At 56.1% G+C, this 19,241-nt stretch carries 19 protein-coding genes and 3 tRNA genes; 16 read left to right on the top strand and 6 right to left on the bottom strand.

Annotation, left to right across the window (positions count from 1 at the left end):
• Window positions 1-19 precede the first annotated feature (19 nt).
• Together CIK76_RS07780 and ettA are read left to right on the top strand one after the other, a co-directional pair.
• On the top strand, window positions 20-493 hold the full coding sequence (locus CIK76_RS07780) for a single-stranded DNA-binding protein (RefSeq protein WP_096285092.1): 474 nt from the start codon (window positions 20-22) through the stop codon (window positions 491-493).
• Window positions 494-606: 113 nt separating this feature from the next.
• The gene (ettA, locus tag CIK76_RS07775) at window positions 607-2,289 is read left to right on the top strand and encodes an energy-dependent translational throttle protein EttA (RefSeq protein ID WP_096285090.1); all 1,683 of its coding nucleotides are present in this window, start codon (window positions 607-609) and stop codon (window positions 2,287-2,289) included.
• A gap of 86 nt (window positions 2,290-2,375) precedes the next feature.
• Here the strand turns inward: ettA and CIK76_RS07770 are convergent, their stop codons facing one another.
• Window positions 2,376-2,882 (bottom strand): flavin reductase family protein, encoded by a 507-nt coding sequence (locus CIK76_RS07770; protein WP_255248393.1) that lies wholly within the window; start codon window positions 2,880-2,882, stop codon window positions 2,376-2,378.
• Window positions 2,883-3,038: 156 nt separating this feature from the next.
• On the opposite strand from CIK76_RS07770, the gene soxR reads away from it, so the two are divergent.
• Complete coding sequence (gene soxR / locus CIK76_RS07765; protein ID WP_096285088.1) at window positions 3,039-3,515, top strand: redox-sensitive transcriptional activator SoxR; 477 nt, start codon at window positions 3,039-3,041, stop codon at window positions 3,513-3,515.
• Window positions 3,516-3,689: 174 nt separating this feature from the next.
• On the opposite strand, the gene CIK76_RS07760 is transcribed toward soxR, so the two are convergent.
• Window positions 3,690-4,586 (bottom strand): acyl-CoA thioesterase II, encoded by an 897-nt coding sequence (locus CIK76_RS07760; RefSeq protein ID WP_255248392.1) that lies wholly within the window; start codon window positions 4,584-4,586, stop codon window positions 3,690-3,692.
• Window positions 4,587-4,741: 155 nt separating this feature from the next.
• Between CIK76_RS07760 and CIK76_RS07755 the strand changes: the two genes are divergently transcribed.
• On the top strand, window positions 4,742-5,401 hold the full coding sequence (locus CIK76_RS07755) for a hypothetical protein (RefSeq protein WP_096285084.1): 660 nt from the start codon (window positions 4,742-4,744) through the stop codon (window positions 5,399-5,401).
• A gap of 48 nt (window positions 5,402-5,449) precedes the next feature.
• On the opposite strand, the gene CIK76_RS07750 is transcribed toward CIK76_RS07755, so the two are convergent.
• The 3 genes from CIK76_RS07750 to pepN form a co-directional block, all read right to left on the bottom strand.
• Complete coding sequence (locus CIK76_RS07750; RefSeq protein ID WP_275542576.1) at window positions 5,450-5,950, bottom strand: globin; 501 nt, start codon at window positions 5,948-5,950, stop codon at window positions 5,450-5,452.
• A gap of 16 nt (window positions 5,951-5,966) precedes the next feature.
• Window positions 5,967-6,434, bottom strand: coding sequence for an OsmC family protein (locus CIK76_RS07745; protein WP_096285082.1), 468 nt, complete (start codon window positions 6,432-6,434; stop codon window positions 5,967-5,969).
• A gap of 125 nt (window positions 6,435-6,559) precedes the next feature.
• The gene (gene pepN / locus CIK76_RS07740; protein ID WP_096285080.1) at window positions 6,560-9,106 is read right to left on the bottom strand and encodes an aminopeptidase N; all 2,547 of its coding nucleotides are present in this window, start codon (window positions 9,104-9,106) and stop codon (window positions 6,560-6,562) included.
• 267 nt (window positions 9,107-9,373) lie between these two features.
• Between pepN and CIK76_RS07735 the strand changes: the two genes are divergently transcribed.
• From CIK76_RS07735 to CIK76_RS07725, 3 genes are all read left to right on the top strand, one after another.
• Window positions 9,374-9,847 carry a ribose-5-phosphate isomerase gene (locus CIK76_RS07735; RefSeq protein WP_096285078.1) on the top strand — a complete coding sequence of 158 codons (474 nt, stop codon included), beginning with the start codon at window positions 9,374-9,376 and terminating at the stop codon, window positions 9,845-9,847.
• 2 nt (window positions 9,848-9,849) lie between these two features.
• Window positions 9,850-10,818, top strand: a complete 969-nt coding sequence (locus CIK76_RS07730) for a DNA glycosylase (protein WP_096285076.1) — start codon at window positions 9,850-9,852, stop codon at window positions 10,816-10,818.
• 187 nt (window positions 10,819-11,005) lie between these two features.
• Window positions 11,006-11,079: transfer RNA gene (locus CIK76_RS07725), tRNA-Gly, on the top strand.
• 56 nt (window positions 11,080-11,135) lie between these two features.
• Here CIK76_RS07725 and CIK76_RS07720 read toward each other — a convergent pair.
• Window positions 11,136-11,720 carry a VOC family protein gene (locus CIK76_RS07720; RefSeq protein WP_255248391.1) on the bottom strand — a complete coding sequence of 195 codons (585 nt, stop codon included), beginning with the start codon at window positions 11,718-11,720 and terminating at the stop codon, window positions 11,136-11,138.
• A gap of 220 nt (window positions 11,721-11,940) precedes the next feature.
• On the opposite strand from CIK76_RS07720, the gene CIK76_RS07715 reads away from it, so the two are divergent.
• The 9 genes from CIK76_RS07715 to CIK76_RS07675 all read left to right on the top strand — a co-directional run bounded on the left by CIK76_RS07715 (window position 11,941) and on the right by CIK76_RS07675 (window position 19,164).
• Window positions 11,941-12,015 (top strand) — tRNA-Pro (locus tag CIK76_RS07715).
• Between the two features lie 155 nt (window positions 12,016-12,170).
• A tRNA-Pro gene (locus tag CIK76_RS07710) sits at window positions 12,171-12,245 on the top strand.
• An 87-nt stretch (window positions 12,246-12,332) separates the two neighbouring features.
• A complete protein-coding gene (gene tig, locus CIK76_RS07705; RefSeq protein ID WP_096285074.1) occupies window positions 12,333-13,667 on the top strand; it encodes a trigger factor in 1,335 nt (444 codons plus the stop codon).
• A gap of 246 nt (window positions 13,668-13,913) precedes the next feature.
• Window positions 13,914-14,513, top strand: a complete 600-nt coding sequence (locus CIK76_RS07700) for an ATP-dependent Clp protease proteolytic subunit (RefSeq protein ID WP_096285303.1) — start codon at window positions 13,914-13,916, stop codon at window positions 14,511-14,513.
• Window positions 14,514-14,564: 51 nt separating this feature from the next.
• Window positions 14,565-15,224: an ATP-dependent Clp protease proteolytic subunit gene (locus CIK76_RS07695; RefSeq protein ID WP_096285072.1), complete on the top strand. Its 660-nt coding sequence runs from the start codon at window positions 14,565-14,567 to the stop codon at window positions 15,222-15,224.
• A 167-nt stretch (window positions 15,225-15,391) separates the two neighbouring features.
• A complete protein-coding gene (clpX, locus tag CIK76_RS07690) occupies window positions 15,392-16,684 on the top strand; it encodes an ATP-dependent Clp protease ATP-binding subunit ClpX (RefSeq protein ID WP_096285070.1) in 1,293 nt (430 codons plus the stop codon).
• A 41-nt stretch (window positions 16,685-16,725) separates the two neighbouring features.
• On the top strand, window positions 16,726-17,334 hold the full coding sequence (locus CIK76_RS07685) for a DsbA family protein (RefSeq protein ID WP_096285068.1): 609 nt from the start codon (window positions 16,726-16,728) through the stop codon (window positions 17,332-17,334).
• 590 nt (window positions 17,335-17,924) lie between these two features.
• A complete protein-coding gene (locus CIK76_RS07680) occupies window positions 17,925-18,917 on the top strand; it encodes a hypothetical protein (protein ID WP_096285066.1) in 993 nt (330 codons plus the stop codon).
• A gap of 64 nt (window positions 18,918-18,981) precedes the next feature.
• On the top strand, window positions 18,982-19,164 hold the full coding sequence (locus tag CIK76_RS07675) for a hypothetical protein (RefSeq protein ID WP_096285064.1): 183 nt from the start codon (window positions 18,982-18,984) through the stop codon (window positions 19,162-19,164).
• The last annotated feature ends 77 nt before the right edge of the window (window positions 19,165-19,241 follow it).

The following is a 19,241-nucleotide window of genomic DNA, read 5'->3' as shown; positions in this document are numbered from 1 at the left end:
ACCAAAGGAGAAGAACGTCATGAGTGATCTTGTGACCATCCGTGCAGTAATTGGAACAGAGCCACAATTGAGTATCACCCCGCAGGGGCTTGCGGTGCTCAAATTTCGTGCGGTGACTCACGAACGCAAAAAGGACCCTGAAACCGGGCAATGGGTCGATGCCGGAACCAACTGGTTCTCCGTCAGTGCTTTCCGAGGGCTGGCCGAGAATGGGATGGAGTCGTTGGAGCAGGGCGACCACATTGTCATCATCGGCAAGCTCCAAATTCGCCAGTTCGAACGGGCGGATGGATCGCGCGGAACGAGCGCTGATATTGAGGCCTTCTCGTTCGGCCATGACCTGAAGTTCGGGACTTCGCACTTCACTAAAGTGCGAACCGCCTCGGGAGACATTGAACGTTCGCCACATCCCTCCCAAATCGAATCGCGCAACCATCCCATGAGCGAGAATACCGGTGGCTCGTGGCCTGAAAGGGACACCGACGCAGCGTAAATCCTCTGCATTCAGTGGTGTCGCGGGAAAACGTGTGAAACCGGGCACCACTGGAGCAAAATAGTGGTGTGTGGATTCGGATTTGCACCCTCTGAGGCACTAGCCTTAAGACCATGGCGGAATTTATTTACACGATGACCAAGGCTCGCAAGGCCGTTGGTGACAAAGTCATCCTTGACGATGTCAGCATGTCCTTCTACCCGGGCGCCAAAATTGGTGTCGTGGGTCCTAACGGTGCTGGTAAGTCAACGATCCTGAAGATTATGGCGGGAATCGATACCCCGTCCAATGGTGAGGCACGTCTTTCACCTGGTTACTCTGTGGGCATCTTGCTGCAGGAACCACCCCTCAACGAAGAAAAGACCGTCCTGGGCAACGTCCAGGAAGGCGTCGGTGAGATCTATGAAAAGATCACCCGATTCAACGAAATCTCAGAAGAGATGGCTCAGGAAGGTGCCGATTTCGACACCTTGCTAGAAGAGATGGGCAAGCTCCAGGAGGCTATTGACGCCGCCGATGCTTGGGACATCGACAACCAGCTCGAACAGGCAATGGATGCCCTGCGTTGCCCGCCGGGCGACGAAATGGTCACCCACCTCTCCGGTGGTGAGCGTCGACGCGTCGCGCTGTGCAAATTGCTGCTGCAGAAGCCAGACCTGTTGCTCCTCGATGAGCCTACTAACCACTTGGACGCCGAGTCCGTACTGTGGCTCGAACAGCACCTGGCAGCCTACCCGGGCGCGGTTTTGGCCGTAACCCACGACCGTTACTTCCTGGATCACGTCGCAGAGTGGATCTGTGAAGTTGACCGCGGTCGCCTGCACCCATACGAGGGCAACTACTCCACCTACCTGGAGAAGAAGCGCGAGCGTATGGAGGTACAGGGCAAAAAGGACCAGAAGCTTGCCAAGCGTCTGGCCGAAGAGCTCGACTGGGTGCGCTCCAACGCCAAGGGACGCCAGACGAAGTCGAAGGCTCGTCTGGCCCGCTATGAAGAAATGGCTGCGGAGGCCGAGCGCACCCGCAAGCTTGACTTCGAAGAGATCCAGATTCCACCTGGTCCACGCTTGGGTCAGGTCGTCATCGAAGCCCAGGACTTGAACAAGGGCTTCGGCGAACGTGTGCTAATCGACGGACTGTCCTTCTCACTTCCTCGAAATGGCATCGTCGGTGTGATCGGTCCTAACGGTGTTGGTAAATCGACTCTGTTCAAGACCATTGTTGGCATGGAAGAACTCGATGGGGGCACGCTGAAGATCGGTGATACCGTCAAGATTTCCTATGTTGACCAGAACCGCGAAAACATTGATCCGACAAAGTCCCTATGGGAAGTAGTTTCGGAAGGCCTGGACTACATTCAGGTCGGTCAGGTTGAGATGCCATCGCGTGCCTATGTCTCGGCATTCGGCTTCAAGGGCCCAGACCAGCAGAAGAAGGCCGGTGTCCTCTCCGGTGGTGAGCGTAACCGTCTGAACCTTGCATTGACCCTGAAGCAGGGCGGAAACCTCTTGCTCCTCGATGAGCCTACAAACGACCTTGACGTTGAAACTCTCTCGTCACTGGAAAATGCTCTTCTCGAGTTCCCCGGTTGCGCAGTGGTCGTCTCGCACGACCGTTGGTTCCTGGACCGGGTCGCAACCCATATCTTGTCCTACGAGGGTACGGAAGAAAACCCATCGAACTGGTACTGGTTCGAAGGAAACTTCCAGTCTTACGAAGACAATAAGGTTGAACGGTTGGGGGCCGACGCAGCTAAGCCGCATCGCGTGACCCACCGTCGCCTGACTCGCGACTAAGTCTGAGTCGAAGCCAAAGGCCACCACGAATTATTTTCGTGGTGGCCTTTGGGCTATCTAAGTAACGTTGCCGCCGCAAGCCTTGATTATTTACGCGGTGCCGATGCATCGAGCAGCGAAGGCAGCTTCAGGTATTCGCGGTTCTGGTACATCAGGTGCTGGACTGGCTCTCCCGTGATGACTTGAAGGATCTCTGCCGCTATCAGCCGCGAACCGCCGACGCTAATCGACGAGTGAATCTGTGCACGCATGGACACGGGCGCCTGGTCGAAGTGAGGCTCGCCGGTTGGCAGATAGGACCAACCCTGTTCGGGTGTGAAGCGAGGAGCGCCGGGGCGGGCGAAATTGTCGGCAAGCTCCGAATGGTCTTCGCCCAGCATGTGAATCATGAAAGAGCTTGCGGAAAGTACCGCACCTGCGGCTCCGGATTCTTTGGTGAGTGAAAAAGAAACCGCTACAGGCTCGATGGACAGCGATGCCAGACTGGAGATGGTTAGTCCGTAGGGAATGCCAGCTACCGTTGCGGTGATTAAGGCTACACCCGCAGGGTGTGCGCGAAATGCATCGCGGAAATCAGCCGACAAATTCTTCATATGTAAGTAGTCCTTCGCTTGCTGAATCTTCGCGATCCATGGTTCCTATTCGAAAAGTATCTGTGTGCATGGACACCATCTACCCATTAGCCTAGAACCTCAAGTAAACTTGAGGTCAAGCTACTGGACAGTGATGAGGGGCATAGGGAAGCAAACATGGCGGAACATGTAGAACCCGGCCAGGAGCTGCTCGGGATTGGACACGTCAGCGAACGCACCGGCGTGGCAAAATCAGCGCTGCACTACTATGAAGAAATTGGATTGATCTGTTCGACCAGAACATCCGGCAATCAGCGACGTTACCCACGCCATATGCTTCGACGCATTTCGCTGATTACCGTCGGCAGCAAGCTCGGTATTCCTCTGGCGGACATCCGGCACGCTCTTGAGCCGGTGCCAATGGATAAAATTCCCTCTGAGAAGGACTGGCAACGCGCATCCAACGAATGGAAGCGGGTCCTCGAGCGCCGCCGGCGAGCAATCGAAGAATTAGAAGACAGGCTCATGGGCTGCATCGGTTGCGGGTGCCTTTCGATGCAAGCTTGCTTGCTGCTGAATCCAGAGGACGCGCTCGCCCAAGAAGGAGCCGGCGCCCGAAGACTGGAAACCGGGGATGCCGAGAGCGATATTTAAGCAACGAGTTCAGGTGTTCTGCCGACATTAACGGCCACGCGACGACTTCTGCCCATTCCTAGCCCCGTTTCTTGGCGCGTCTGATTCTCCTCGCCAAAGAACAAGTAACCAAAGAGCCTGTCCATCGTTGCGTGCCGCATCAGGGGACTGATTGGGATCGAGCGCGAACCGAGGCTATTCGTCTTCGGACAAGAATTCTGGAAGTCTCACCATGCCCTCTTGAGCTACGGTTGCTACCAGTTCACCGGCAGCATTGAAAACCTGCCCCGTGCCGAGGCCACGAGCCGAAGAAGCGCTCGGTGATCGCAGTACGTAGAGCAACCACTCGTCGGCCCGGAATTCACGATGCCACCACATGGCATGGTCCAAGCTGGCGATACTCAGGCCACGATGAATCCAACTGACTCCATGTCCTCGAAGCACCGGTTCAAGCAGCATGTAGTCGCTGGCGTAGGCCAGCGCGGCGCGGTGCAGCATTGGATCATCGGGCATCGGGGCGGTGGTGCGCATCCATACCGCTGCCATGGCCTCGTGCTGGTCATAGCCGGGAAGATAAACCGGTTCGGTGATGTGACGCATATCAAAAGGCCGCTCGTAAGCCCATTCACGAGCAACCGGGTGGTCGAACTTGCCGATAATTTCCGCCGTTGTGCGCAAAGTCTCCGGAGCCGGCACGTCAAATGGCACCGGATCGTGATGATCCAGGCCGGAAGCAGGCTCCTGGAAAGAAGCAATCATGGACAGGATGGGCACGCCGTTTTGATAAGCATGTACTCGTCTCGCCGAGAATGAACGCCCGTCACGCAGCCGCTGGACACCGAAGGTGATGTTCTGCGATGCATCACCTGGACGCAGGAAGTAACCATGCATTGAATGAATTGCCCGTCCATCGGGAACGGTGCGTGATCCAGCAACCACAGATTGGGCCAGGACCTGGCCACCGAAGACTCGGGTTCGAGACTGTTTGGGAGTATGGCCGATGAAGATATCTTCATCCGTACGCGCCCGGTCGTCTCCGTCTAGATCCAAGAGATCTAGCAGGATCTGAGTAGTGCCTAGTTCCTCTGTCACGATAATGACTCCTTGACGTGCTTGCGATGACTTTGAAAACTCTATCGTGACAAGTGTCAAGAATCTCGCGACAGCACCGCACGACGGAGCCGGCATATGACGAAAATGCTTGCTTGCGCCGGATGATTAGGATCAAGTCATGAGACGATTGGCCTATGGTCAGTGACGCACTTGTTTTTGAAGATTCCAATTCAGTAAGCGATTTAGCCAACCTGCTGAGCAGGGCTAAGGCAATTGAAGATGACGGAGCCTTGCTGACCGCTAGAGGCACTGCCCTTGCGGTTTATGTTCCGGTTCTAGTCCCGGCCGAGCTAGGCCAGGGCAATTACACCATTCTTGGTATGCGTGTGCATCGGTTAGCCGTGGCGGGCGCGGTAAATGCTTGCTATTCTTTCTCCGCAATTCAGGATCGCTTGGCGCGAATGGGCGATGCATCCACCGAATTCGTGTTGCCGCCAGTGGAAGAAAATCCCAGGTGGGCAGGTATTACCGTTCCAATGTCTGGGTGGGAAGATGCTGGGAGCGTTCCTGATGACGTTCTATCCGCAGCCACGCAGACAGGTATTGACGCGGTAGCCCAAGCTTTACCTGCTAATCCGGGGAAACCTGTCGTAGCGCAAATCCGCCAGCGGGTTTGGTCTTCCGAGCTGGAGAACACCGAGCCACCTCTACCGCTTGGCGCCGCATTCGCGATGCATGCCTTGGGATTCCTGACCCCCGGCGGCGAAAGCCGTGTACTGCGCCAGGGGAACTGGATTCGAGTCAGCAACGGCCTGGGACATGTGCTGCTGCGCCGTTCAGCCCTGCTTGCCTAGAGGCGAAATCCGCGCCGGTAGTCCCGGCGCGGACTGCCTATCGAGAATTTAGCTTGATGCGTTGAGCAAGGAGTGCGCCGCGCGATCAAAATATTCTCGCAGCGTCTCGGCATGAAGCATTGGCAGCTCCAGCTGATCGATAGCCTTATTCATATGCCCGAGCCAAACATCTCGATTATGCGGGTTGACGAGGTAAGGCATGTGGCGCATGCGCAGGCGTGGATGCCCGCGGTGCTCCGAGTATGATGTCGGGCCGCCCCAGTACTGCTCAAGGAACAGCTGTAATCGAATTTGCGCGGGGAAGAGATCCTTCTCCGGATACATTTCCCGGAATTCCGCGTCTTCTGCAACGGAGGCGTAGAAGTTTTTGCTCAGCTGCGCAAAGACTTCGCGGCCGCCTACTTCCGCGTAGAAGGTTCCGGCGTAGTCGGACGCATCCACCGGTGCCTGCGCCAATTGCAGGAATTCTTCACTCGACGGACCGGTAACCACCGGATTGGTCATGGGATCCCGCTTCACGGTGTGGGGCAGTGGGTTCAAATCGCTCATGGGTACTTTCCTGAAATTAAGCGGCAACTGGTTCATGGAGAACCGGAAAATTCACGGATCTAGCGATGAAACATACCTTATTGGCTTGCTGATGGAGAGAATCCGCGAGTTCTCGTTGGGACTCATCGGCTAACTGAACCTGCGGGCGGAGAATCACCTCGGTAAATTCTCCACTGTTATCTCGGTTCAACCGCAAGCTACCGGAAGCCTGGTCCTGATAGCTGGTGACAACAACTCCATGGGTCACGGCTACATGGAGATAGGAGAGCATATGGCATTGGCTCAAGGCCGCCAACAAGAGCTGTTCGGGGTTCCAGCGATCGGGGCTGCCATGAAAAGTCGGATCGGCCGTGCCCGCGATGTCGGGTAGCCCGGCCGCGCGGATGATGTGCTCACGGCCGTAGTCACGATAGCTGGTGGTGCCAGCTCCGTGATTACCTGTCCACTCTATGTCGACTCGATAGCTGTGCTGCGAGAGGTCCATGCTGCTATTCTCCCACCCTTTAAAATGCTTGTGGTGTGCGGTGTGGCACAATGGCTGGTTTCCGTACCTACTAGGTACCATAACCCCATCGAGCCACACCGCACACCACCGGTGCAAACTAAAAGTTAGGCTTCGGCGTCCGTGGCCTGTGCGGCCAGCGCCCGAACCACATCTGCTTTGCTTTCAACCAACAGTCGGCGCATGGCCGGATGCTTTTCACCTAGCGCCGACAAAAACGCATCGGTGCGTTCGATGGTCTGCACGGAGACCATAGAGGAAGGGTAGAAACCGAGCACGATCTGCTTCGCCATTTCATGGGAAAAGTTCTCCCACGCATCAATCAGCAGATTAAAGTAATCCTCGGTATAGCTTTCGAGCAGCGAGTTATCGTGGGCAATATTGAATCCGGATATCACCGCGCCTTGCTGATCATTGGATAGTGTCGCCGAGGTCGCTGCGGCGAAGGCCTCGGCCTTCGCCTCGGCTGTCGGTCGAGCTGCCCGGGCGGTGAACCAGCTTGCCTTGCCCTTAGCGGTGTCATCGCTTGCGAGCATCGCGTCGAGGGCTTTCTCATCCATGCGGGACCCGGCAGACAACGCGATCGCCAAGGACCAGCGCAGATCGGTGTCGAGGGTAAGGCCCTGCAACAGAACCGTGCCATTGAGCAAGCCGGCCACCTGGTCGAGCTGGGCCGCGGTGCGCGAACGATGCGCAAAGGCCTTGGCGAACTGAAGCTGGGCATCGGAACCTGATTCGGCCCGCTGCGCCAATTCCCACAGGCGATCGGCGGCTTGCACCGATAGCTCCTTGGCTTTGTCGCCGGATACGTAGTAATCCATTGCGGTATTCAGCTGGCGCAACAGCACCATGATCACCGAGGAATCAATTTCGTGTCCGATATTGTTGAGCAGCAGTTGCACATAGGCGCTAGCCGGGGTCTCAGCATCGCGCACCGCATCCCAAGCTGCGCTCCACACCAAGGTGCGCGGCAATGACTCGGTGAAGTCCTTCAAGTGCTCGCTGGCGGTAGCCAGCGAGATCTCATCCAGACGAATCTTGGTGTAGGTCAGGTCATCGTCGTTAAGCAAGACCAGATCGGGGCGCTGCATTCCTACAAGCGCCGGAACTTCGGTGGCCGGGCCAGCAACATCGAGCTCCTCGCGGTGTACGCGGACGAGCTTGCCCTGCTCATCGAGGGTGTAGAAGCCTACCGCCAGCCGGTGCTTGCGCAGTGTTGGGAACTGTTCGATGGCCGACTGGTTAATGGTGAATCCGGTGATGCATCCGGAATCATCGGTGGAAATGTCCGCCTTCAAAGTATTCACGCCGGCGGTCTCCAACCAGGAGGTGCCCCAATCGCTCAAATCACGCCCGCTTGCCGACTCAAGCTCGGTCAGCAAGTCTGGCAGCTCGGTGTTGGACCATGCATGCTTTTTGAAATACTCGCGCACACCGGCCATGAATTCTTCTTGGCCAACGAAGGCCACCAGCTGGCGCAGCACCGAAGCGCCCTTGGCATAGGTGATGCCGTCGAAGTTGACTTCCACATCTTCCAAATCGTTGATCTCGGCAACGATCGGATGGGTGCTCGGAAGCTGGTCCTGGCGGTAGGCCCAGTTCTTTTCCATGATGTTGAAGGTGGTCCAAGAACTGGTGAACTCGGTATTCTGCGCCGCGGCAAGGGCCGACATGAACTCCGCGAAGGATTCATTGAGCCAAAGGTCATTCCACCACTTCATGGTGACCAAGTCGCCGAACCACATGTGAGCCAGTTCGTGCAGGATGGTGATCGCTCGGCGTTCCACCATGGCGTGGGTCGGACGGGAGCGGAAGATATATTCTTCGAGGAAGGTAACGGCTCCGGCGTTCTCCATGGCTCCGGCATTAAATTCCGGAACGAAAAGCTGATCGTACTTTTCAAACGGATATGCCACTCCGAAGTTCTTTTCGTAGAATTCGAATCCCTGGCGGGTGATGGTGACGATATCTTCGGTATCCAAATACTGCATCATCGAGGCGCGGGCAAAGACTCCAAGCTCTATGGTGCGGCCGTCGGACGAGACCAGCGAATCCCTTGCAACCTCGTAGGGTCCTGCGATCAGTGCGGTGATGTAGCAAGAGATGCGTTGAGTGGCCGGGAAATCCCAACGTGAGGCCTGGCCATCGACCACTGGCTGAGGTGTTGGCGCGTTTGAAACAACGTTCCACTTCGTCGGGGCCTTCACCGAGAACTGGAAGGTGGCTTTAAGGTCCGGCTGTTCGAATACGGCGAACATGCGGCGGCAGTCGGCGACCTCAAACTGGGAGTAGAGATATACCTCCTGGTCGACTGGGTCTACAAATCGGTGCAGTCCCTCGCCAGTGTTCATATAGCGCGCATCGGCGTCGATCACCAGCACGTTCTGTGCCGCGAGTTCTGGAAGCTGGATCCGTACACCGTCGGAGACGACTGCTGGATCCAGCTCGGTGCCGTTGAGGACCACCGAACGGACGGTGTCGGTGATCGCGTCGATGAAGCTGTTTGCTCCCGGGCTCGCGGTGAAACGTACGGTAGTGCGGGAAGTGAATACGCGGTCGCCCTGGGTTAGGTCCAGACTCACCTCGTAGCTGTCGACATTGATCAGATTCGCGCGCTCGGTTGCTTCGGCGCGCGTGAGGTTCATTCCGGGCATTGGGCTCTCCGTCTTCAGGCGATGAAGTGACATCGCCTCAGTTTCTGAAACGAATATTGAATAACTTCCTCCATTGTGTCACTGGCAACGGGGGAGCACGCAAGTCCTTGACCGCAAAATTTTTTATGACTGGCAAAATAGTGCGTGCTCATATGAGGTGTCACAGACACTGCGAATCATTGCAGAGTTAGATTCTATGTCCCGGGGGTCGCTAAGCTTGAGGGAGCATTAAACCGGCTTTCCTCCCAATGAATGAGGCAATAAAACATGCGCGTGCATATCGCCACTGACCACGCAGGTCTGGAACTGAGCGACTTCTTGGTCAAGCACCTCACGGACCGAGGGTACGAAATGGTCAATCACGGGCCGGAGGCCTATGATCCAGAAGATGATTACCCAGCTTTCTGCATTAACGCGGCCCAAGCTGTCGTTGCGGATCAGCGCGCGGGGCTAGACGCCTTGGGTATCGTCCTCGGCGGATCGGGCAATGGCGAACAGATTGCTGCGAACAAGGTGGAAGGCGTGCGCGCAGCGCTAGCGTGGAACCTTGATACCGCGAAGCTTGCTCGCGAGCACAACAATGCAAATGTCATCGCCGTTGGCGGACGCCAGCACTCGGTGGTGGAAGCCGCTGAGCTAATCGAAGCATTCCTGGCTGAACCTTTTAGCGACGCCGAACGACATGTGCGCCGCATCGGCAAAATCGCCTCGTATGAAACAACCGGCGAGGTTATCGACTAACTGTGCCTGAAGGACATTCCCTGCATCGCCTGTCCCGCCAATTCGACGATGTCTTTGGTGGACAGGCGGTACAGGTTTCTTCGCCCCAAGGGCGCTTTGCATCGGATGCCGCTCGCATTGACGGCCACGAGCTAGAGCACGCCTTCGCCAAAGGGAAGCAACTGTTTTGCCGCTTCTCCAACGACCTATATCTGCGGGTGCACTTAGGCCTCTATGGGGCTTTCGACTTTGGCGGCGACAGCCTATTCGCTGGTGCATCGTCCATCGGCGCTCCACGACGCATAGGCGAGCGCGAAGCCAGCATGCAGGAGACTGCGTCGTACTCCGGACCGCCTGCTCCAATCGGAGCGGTCCGTGCTCGCATCGTATCCAAGCATGGCTGGGCGGATCTACGTGGACCTACCGCATGCGAAGTCTTGGACATCGATCAGGTGCAACGGCAGCTAGCGAAGCTTGGGCCGGATCCGCTGGCGGGGGCATCCGCGCGTTTTCAAGCTGCCAAGGGGCAGGTGGAACCAGGCGTAGACCAGCGATACTTGGACGCAGGGCTCAGGGAGTTTCGAGTCAATCTCGCGCGCACCAGCACACCCATCGGCGTCGCGTTGATGAATCAGAACCTGATCAGCGGTGTTGGGAATATTTATCGCGCCGAGGCGCTATTCCGGAATCGTGTTTGCCCAAGCCTTCCGTCCAACCAGCTTTCCGGGCGAACCGCCAACAGATTGTGGTGGGATATTGTCGCCATCATGGAGGACGGGGTCCGCGATGGAAAGATCATTACCACTCGCGAAGAGGATCGCGATCCTGAAGGCGTGCTCTGGCCGGACAACGCCTACTACGTTTATCAGCGTCAGGGGATGGGCTGTCGCAAGTGCCCAGGGAGCATAAGACTCGAAGAAGTGGCTGGTCGGAAACTGTACTGGTGTCCGCGGTGCCAGAAGTTGCCGCGCAGCAAAGACGCTTCACGCTAGGCATCTGGATGCGTGGGTGCGGAATCACTCAGGAGATCCTGGCCCCTCGGCGCGTTATCGCCCCACCGGGCTCCACGTGGTGCTATAGAGGATGCGTCCAAGTCGGAACCCAAATCAGCCGATTTGCATGGACCTAGATTTATGGTCTAGACTAAATTCTGTTCGCGGCGATGAAGTCACGAAATGTGGGGATGTAGCTTAGTGGTAAAGCCTTAGTCTTCCAAACTAATGATGCGGGTTCGATTCCCGTCATCCCCTCCAAATAAAAAGGTCCCGCTGATGCGGGACCTTTTTTTGCGCCGAGGGTCGAATGCTACTTAAACCACGCAGAATTCATTTCCTTCGGGGTCTGCAAGAACCACATGATCCAGTTCACCATTCATGTAGTGCCGCGCCAGTTCACTAGCTCCCAGGCTCAGAAGCAGCCCAACCTTCTCTTCGATCCGTTGCCGGCGCAAGTGCGCGGGTTGCTTCCGCCCTAGGCCAACTTTCAGATCTAGATGAATCCGGTTCTTTGCGGTTTTCCCCTCCGGGACCTTTAGCATCGAAATTTGCGGGCCTTCCCCGGTGGGATCGCAAATCACTGCCCCGTCGTCCCATTCGTCCTCTGGCACATCGCAAGCGATAAGCCAGTCGGTCCAAGAAGTGAAACCTGGTGGCGGGGGAGCGTCCGCATAATCAAGCGCCACTTTCCAGAATTTCGCTTGATCCGCCGGTGCATTGCAGTCAAAGGTCAGTGCCCAAGTAATTGCCATAGGGTGATCGTAGCCCCGATGGATTGACTGCGCGGAGTCCATGGAATGTCCCGTCTGGTGCGGTTCGGCGGCTACAGCCATCGTGGAACTTGCTGGATGAACTGAGTGCAAAAGCGATGAAAAACGTTCAAATTTCCTGTTACTCACCTCACCTTTTTCGCTGATTTGCGCTAAAAAGAGACGTCAAGGCGGTAAATTCCGCGTAAATTCGCTGAAGTTGTTGATAATTGCCAGCAGGATGCCGATTTTGCATTTCGCGCGAACCCGTGTAAATTTATTTCTTGTGATCACGCAGGGATAACAAAAACCCAGCAACGATTCGCAAGATGTTGACTCAGGTGAAAAGGGATTTTCACTAGGTGTTCAACGGGGTATAGCTCAGCTTGGCTAGAGCGCGCGCTTTGGGAGCGTGAGGTCGCAGGTTCGAATCCTGTTACCCCGACTCGTGAAATAAGAACTTCGGTTTATATCTCATGAAATCGAGAACTAAATATAATTTAGCTCTGGTGATCACCGGGAACTGTGAAAAGTTGCTGGTATGCATCACAAACGATTAGTGGATAAAGGATAACTCAGGTTAGACTAATCACTGCTAATCGGGGTGTAGCTCAGCTTGGCTAGAGCGCGCGCTTTGGGAGCGTGAGGTCGCAGGTTCGAATCCTGTCACCCCGACTCTGTCGAATAACCCCGCAACGCCACCATGTTGCGGGGTTTTTTGCAGATCAGACCTAATTCTTAGACACTCAGGAGTACAACGCTGTGAAGAGCGCCGTCGAAAACGTCAACCCGACTCGGGTGAAACTGAACGTTGAGGTTCCTTATGAGGAACTGAAGCCCCGCGTCGATGAGGCGTACAAGACCATCGCTCAGCAGATTCAGGTTCCAGGCTTCCGCAAGGGCAAGGTTCCAACTCGCATGATCGATCAGCGCGTTGGTCGCGGTTACGTCATTGAAACCGCTGTGAACGAGGGGCTGAACGACTTCTATCAGAAGGCCATGGTCGAGCACGAGCTGACCCCGCTGTCTCGCCCAGAGGTTGACATCACCGAGCTTCCTTCCATCGAGAAGGAAGGCGAAGGCCAGCTGGTCTTCACCTTCGAAGTTGATATCCGTCCGAAGGTTGAACTGCCTGACTACAAGGGCATCGAGGTCTCCGTCGAGGCGAAGGAAGTTGCCGACGAAGATATCGAGAAGGCCCTTGACGACCTGCGCGGTCGCTTCGGCACCCTGAAGGATGTTGAAGCACCAGCAGCTGCAGATTCCTTCGTCACTCTCGACCTGACCGCTTCGGTTGAGGGCGAAGAGGTTGACGCTGCACAGGGCCTGTCCTACCAGGTGGGTTCGGGCAACATGCTTGAGGGCATGGACGAGGCTGTTACCGGCCTGTCCGCTGGCGAAGACGCAACCTTCGAGACCACCCTTGCCGGTGGCGAGCACGCAGGCAAGACCGCAACCGTCAACGTTGTCGTCTCCGCCGTGAAGTCGCGCGAACTGCCAGAAGCGAATGACGACTTCGCTCAGCTTGCTTCCGAATACGACACCATCGCTGAATTGCGCGAGTCGCTGTCCAACGATGCTGCTGAGGGCAAGATTGTCGAGCAGGGTGTTGAGGCCCGCGAGCTCGTCTTGGACAAGTTGGTCGAACTGATCGAGGTCCCTGTGCCTGCATCGGTGATCGAAGAGCAGATCGAGCAGCACTTCAACGCACCAGACGCTGAAGCTGACCACGACACCGAGGAGCACCGCGAAGAGGTTCGCGGGAACACCGAGCGTGCATTCAAGAACGAAATCATCCTTGACGCCGTCGCAGACGCCGAGGAAGTTGGCGTTGAGCAGTCCGAGTTGATCGACTACATCGTGCAGACCGCAGGTCAGTACGGCATGGAACCGAACCAGTTCGCACAGATGCTGGACGGCGCCGGTCAGGTCCCAATGCTGATGGGCGAAGTTCGCCGTCGCAAGGCACTTGCCAAGGTGCTGGAATTCGCAACCGTCACCGACTCGAACGGTGCCGCAGTGGATCTGACTTCCTTCGTGAAGCCAGCTGGCGAAGAAGAAGCTGTAGCGGTCGAGGAGACCACCGAGGCCAAGTAGTCCCCGGAATATAGATGGCCGCCTGCCAGCTTGGAAACAAGCTGGCAGGCGGCCATTTTTTGTTCGCTCTCGGTGTACTCATGCGCCGTGAGCGAAAACGGGGCATGAAACGCCCCAAGGCCGGGTTGAAGTCAGTAATCTCAAAGTAACCAGTTGCAGCTTTGAGATTCGAAATAGAGTTTCAAAATCTGATCTACACGTTTGGAAGAGGTAGAGAACATGTCAAATGATTCGCGCACTCCCACCATGGCCACCGTTGACCCGGCCGGCCGTGAGGATTACATCTACAACCGCCTGCTCAAAGAGCGCATCATCTGGCTGGGCTCCGAGGTCCGCGACGACAATGCGAACGCTATTTGCTCGCAGTTGCTGTTGCTTTCGGCGGAAGATCCTGAAAAGGACATCTACCTTTACATCAACTCTCCAGGTGGCTCCATCACCGCGGGCATGGCTATCTACGACACCATGCAGTACATTCCCAACGATGTCGTCACCGTTGCAACCGGCCTGGCCGCTTCGATGGGCCAGTTCCTGTTGTCCTCGGGCACTCCGGGCAAACGCTACGCTACGCCGAACGCCCGCATCCTGATGCACCAGCCTTCCGGCGGCATCGGCGGTACCGCCTCTGATATTAAGATCCAGGCCGAGCTGATCATGCACATGAAGAAGGTCATGAGCGACCTGACTGCCGAGCAGACCGGTCAGAGCGTTGAGCAGATCCTTATCGATAACCAGCGCGATAAGTGGTTCACCGCTGAAGAGGGCCTGAAGTACGGCTTCTACGATCAGATCGCCATGCATGCCGGCACGGTCACCGGTGGCGGCGGCGTCGATACCGCCAAGTAGTCGGTCTTACTCATCCGCCTGAATCCCAAAGATTTGTCCTAGGAGAAAACCATGAACTTCAATCCGGAAGCCATCAGCGGTCAGACGCCGTCGGCCCGCTACATCCTGCCACAGTTCGAAGAGCGCACCCCATACGGGTTCAAGCGCCAGGATCCATACGCCAAGCTGTTCGAAGATCGCATTATCTTCCTCGGCGCCCAGGTCGACGACGCGTCGGCAGATGACGTGATGGCACAGCTACTGGTGCTCGAATCCATGGACCCGGAGCGCGATGTCACCTTGTACATCAACTCACCGGGCGGCTCGTTCACCGCAATGACCGCGATCTATGACACGATCCAGTTCATTCGCCCAGAGGTGCAGACCGTTTGCCTCGGCCAGGCAGCCTCAGCAGCAGCTGTATTGCTGGCCGCCGGCACCCCGGGCAAGCGTCTGGCGCTGCCAAACGCCCGCGTGCTGATCCACCAGCCATCGATGGGCGGGGGCGAACGCGGTACCGCAACGGACCTGCAGATCCAGGCCGAAGAGGTAATGCGCATGCGCGCGTGGCTGGAAGAGACCATTGCCGGGCACTCGGGCCAGTCCGTGGAGAAGGTTCGCGACGACGTGGAGCGCGACCTATTCATGACTGCCGCCGACGCCAAGGAATATGGCATCGTTGACGAAGTACTTACCCCACGCAAGGTAAACCGCGCTCAGCTCGGTAACTAGGCCTTACGCGGAATAATCATTGAGTATTGGCGGTTTACCTTGTTGGTGCGTTCTCCACAAGAGGAGGACACCACACAGGTAGACCGCCATATTCAGCTAATTTTGGGGTTATCTGACCTAGAATTGGGATAGTCCACGGCAACTCAAGCAAACAGGAGATCGGTGCGATGGGACGAATGGGCGAAGGCTCGGATCTGTTGAAGTGTTCTTTCTGCGGAAAGAGCCAAAAGCAGGTTAAGAAGCTAATTGCAGGCCACGGAGTCTACATCTGTACTGAATGCATCGAACTGTGCAATGAAATCATTGCAGAGGAGTTTGCTGAAGAACAGGTCTCCGAAGATTTCTCGCTGCCAAAACCGCTTGAGATCTTCAACTCCCTAGAGGAGTACGTGATCGGCCAGGAGAACGCGAAGCGCGCACTGTCCGTAGCCGTGTACAACCACTACAAACGAATTCATGGCACCCAGGAGCATGCTCCGGTCGCTGCTTTAAACAGTGACAACCCACTGGACGATGTTGAGGTCTCAAAATCCAACATCATGTTGATAGGTCCCACCGGTTGCGGTAAGACCTATTTGGCGCAGTCACTGGCCAAAAAACTCAACGTTCCGTTCGCCGTTGCAGATGCGACCAGCCTGACCGAGGCTGGCTACGTTGGCGAAGACGTTGAAAACATTCTGCTCAAGTTAATCCAAGCCGCAGACTTCGATGTGAAGAAGGCCGAGACAGGCATTATCTACATCGACGAAATCGACAAGATCTCGCGAAAGAGCGAGAATCCGTCGATTACTCGCGATGTCTCGGGTGAAGGCGTCCAGCAGGCATTGCTGAAAATCCTTGAAGGTACCGTTGCCGCAGTCCCGCCACAGGGGGGACGCAAGCATCCGCATCAAGACTTCTTGCAGTTGGACACGACAAACATTTTGTTCATCGTAGCTGGCGCTTTTGCAGGGCTCGAAGAGATCATTTCCTCGCGCGCGGGACGTAAGGGAATCGGCTTCGGTGCGCCCTTGACCGCGCTGAAATCTGAAACCCCGTCGTACTCCGATGTTCGTCCTGAGGATCTGCTGAAATTCGGTTTGATACCCGAGTTTGTCGGGCGACTGCCGGTGATCACCACGGTCGAACACCTTGACCGCGAATCCCTGGTTCGGGTCTTGACTGAGCCCAAGAACGCTTTGGTCAAGCAATACCAAAAAATGTTCCGCATGGACGGTGTGGAGCTGAGCTTCGAACCGCAGGCATTGGATGCGGTCGCTGAGCTGGCCATCGAACGTGAAACTGGTGCTCGCGGGCTTCGTGCCATTTTGGAAGAGAGCCTTGGCGGGATCATGTTTGAACTGCCAAGCCTTGAAGAAATTGCCGAAGTGGTTGTCACCCGTGGCACGGTGATGAACCGTGAAGCACCGCTACTTCTTTCACACGAGGTCGCTGCCAAGCGAAACAAGAAGTCCGCATAGTTTAAAATCCCGCTGAGTTATCGGTAGAAAGTTGAGGGTTCATGCCCAAGCGCACTCAAGTTGATTTCTGGTTTGACCCAATTTGCCCCTTTGCCTGGGCGACTAGCCGCTGGATCAAGGAAGTTGAAAAGGTCCGCGACATCGACGTGAGCTGGAATGTTATGAGCTTATCGGTGCTCAACGAAGGACGGGAACTTCCGGAAGACTACCGCGCTTCCATGGATAAGTCTTGGGGACCGGTCCGCGTCGTGATCAAGGCCGCCCAAGATCATGGCGATCAAGTGATCGACAAGCTCTATACCGCCATGGGTGAACTTTTCCATCACGAGAAGGTTTCAGATCGTGACGAGGTGATCGCCCGGGCACTTGCGAAGGTAGGTCTGCCTGCCGAACTCGCAGATGCGGCGAATACCGATGAAAATGACGTTGCACTTCGCGCAAGCCACGAGGTAGGCATCTCCAAGGTCGGCCAAGATGTAGGAACGCCAATCATCGCTGTGGATGGTGTCGCCTTCTTTGGGCCGGTTATCACCCGTATTCCAACCGGAGAAGACGCAGGCAAGATGTTTGACGCTGCAGCGCAGCTTGCTTCATTCCCATACTTTTTCGAGATGAAGCGTAGTCGGACCGAAAGCCCAATCTTCGAATAATCCGGGTTTGCTTCCAACACCAAAGGGTCCAGCCAAAAATTTCTTGGCTGGACCCTTTTGTCTTTGGCAGGGGCTAAGCGATAGGTCCGGCTTCCCATGGCTCTTGCGCGGTTAGTTCGCGACGGATTATAAGTAACCCTGCGCATCTTGGGGGAGCGCTTTCACTGACTAGTCGTGAGTTAATGTTTCATTTCTTGCTAATTGTCCTGAAAAAATATATGTGAATCTTCTATGTAAATAATGTGAAGTGCGTCGCGGAGCTTTCATAAATTATTGCCGCTCCTCCTCAGAGTAGCTGGTTCAGTCGATCGGCAGTTGGGATTGGCGGTTCCCGGAAATTACTGGTGAGTAGCGAATGCAACCCCAAGGCAAAAGGCGCGCCCTGGTTTTCGGGGCCGTGATTGTCTCCCGCAGAAGTTATTAGTAGGAAAAAATCCGTTTCATATTTTTTGACGGTAGCGACAATGGACTGTCAAATTTCTTGTTGGAAACCCCTAGGTAATGCCTGAAAGATGTGTTTGACTAACTCCCACAGGTGCTTCGGCACATGCTTTCGATGGCGGCCCCCATCCGCCAGATAGGGAGAAATCGTGCAAGATAGATACGAAGATCGTGGTCCAAAGAAGGGCAAAAACAAGGGCAGAGCTTTCGCCGCGCTTTTGCTGGCCGGCGGACTCATCGGTGGAAGTGCATCGATGGCTATGGCTGCCCCCACAGCCCCCACGGACAAGATCGAGTCGACAAGCATTACCTTGTCGCAGGCGGAAAATGCAATGAGTTACTGGACTTCTGAGCGCATGGAAAACGCCAAGTCCGCTGACAGCCTCGCCCACGGTAAAGCAGCCTCAAACGCGCCACTGAAGGCGGGCAAATCAAAGAAGATTGCCGGCCAGGAAGCGCTGAAGCGCAACGAGAACGCCAACAAGCCGAAAAAGGGATCTGCAGTCACTCCGGTGTCCCATATCGGCAAGGTGTTCTTCACCCTCGGCGGATCTGATTACGTTTGCTCGGGCAACTCGGTTGTCTCGGCCAATGAATCGACCGTGTCCACTGCCGGCCACTGCGCCAATGAAGGACCGGGCGCCTTCGCAACTCGATGGGTGTTCGTTCCAGCCTATGAAAACGGCAACGCACCCTATGGCTCCTTCGCGGCTACCGAACTGGTCACCCCAACCCAGTGGAGCAACGGCGGAGACATCAGCTACGACACCGCCTTCGCGGTGGTCACCGACAACAGCGGGGTAAGCCTCGCAGATCAGGTTGGAGCTTCGGGCGTAGCCTTCAACCAGGCGCGCGGATTGAGCTACACAGCTTTCGGATACCCCGCCGCGACCCCGTTCAACGGTGAAACTTTGCAGTCCTGTAGTGGATCTGCCACTGATGATCCCTACGGACAGTCGCAGTCCCAAGGCATTCCCTGCGACATGACGGGCGGATCCTCCGGCGGCCCATGGTTCCTCGGCGGTTCCGATGGATACCAGAACTCCGTCAACAGCTTCGGTTACAGTGGAGTGCGTAACACGATGTTCGGCCCCTACTGGGGATCGGTCGTTGAGCAGGCATATAACGCAGCTCAGAACTAGCAGGACGTGATTTGGGCGGAATGTCAGTGACGACATTCCGCCCAAATCCGTTGAGGAGCAGGGGATGCAAGCAGAGGATGAAGCCGCTGGGGAATGTGCCAGCGAAAAGCGCACTAGGCAAAAGTTGGATCAAACGGTCAGCGAACAGCTTGCATATTTTAACGACATGCGAAAGCAGGATGCCAAGCCGATGCAGGTAGTAATACCAAGCCCAACCGGGCAAAGCAAGGATGAGGACGGCAACTGACCCTGTCGCTGGACATTCTGGTTAACGCGTGCTGCTCTCGAACCGACAGGTTCGAGAGCAGCACGCTAGGTATCGCC

The sequence above is a fragment of the Glutamicibacter sp. BW80 genome, from assembly GCF_002332385.1.
GTDB lineage: Bacteria > Actinomycetota > Actinomycetes > Actinomycetales > Micrococcaceae > Glutamicibacter.
The sequence above is the reverse complement of the archived record's forward strand: the minus strand, read 5'-3'. Positions and strand labels throughout refer to the sequence as shown.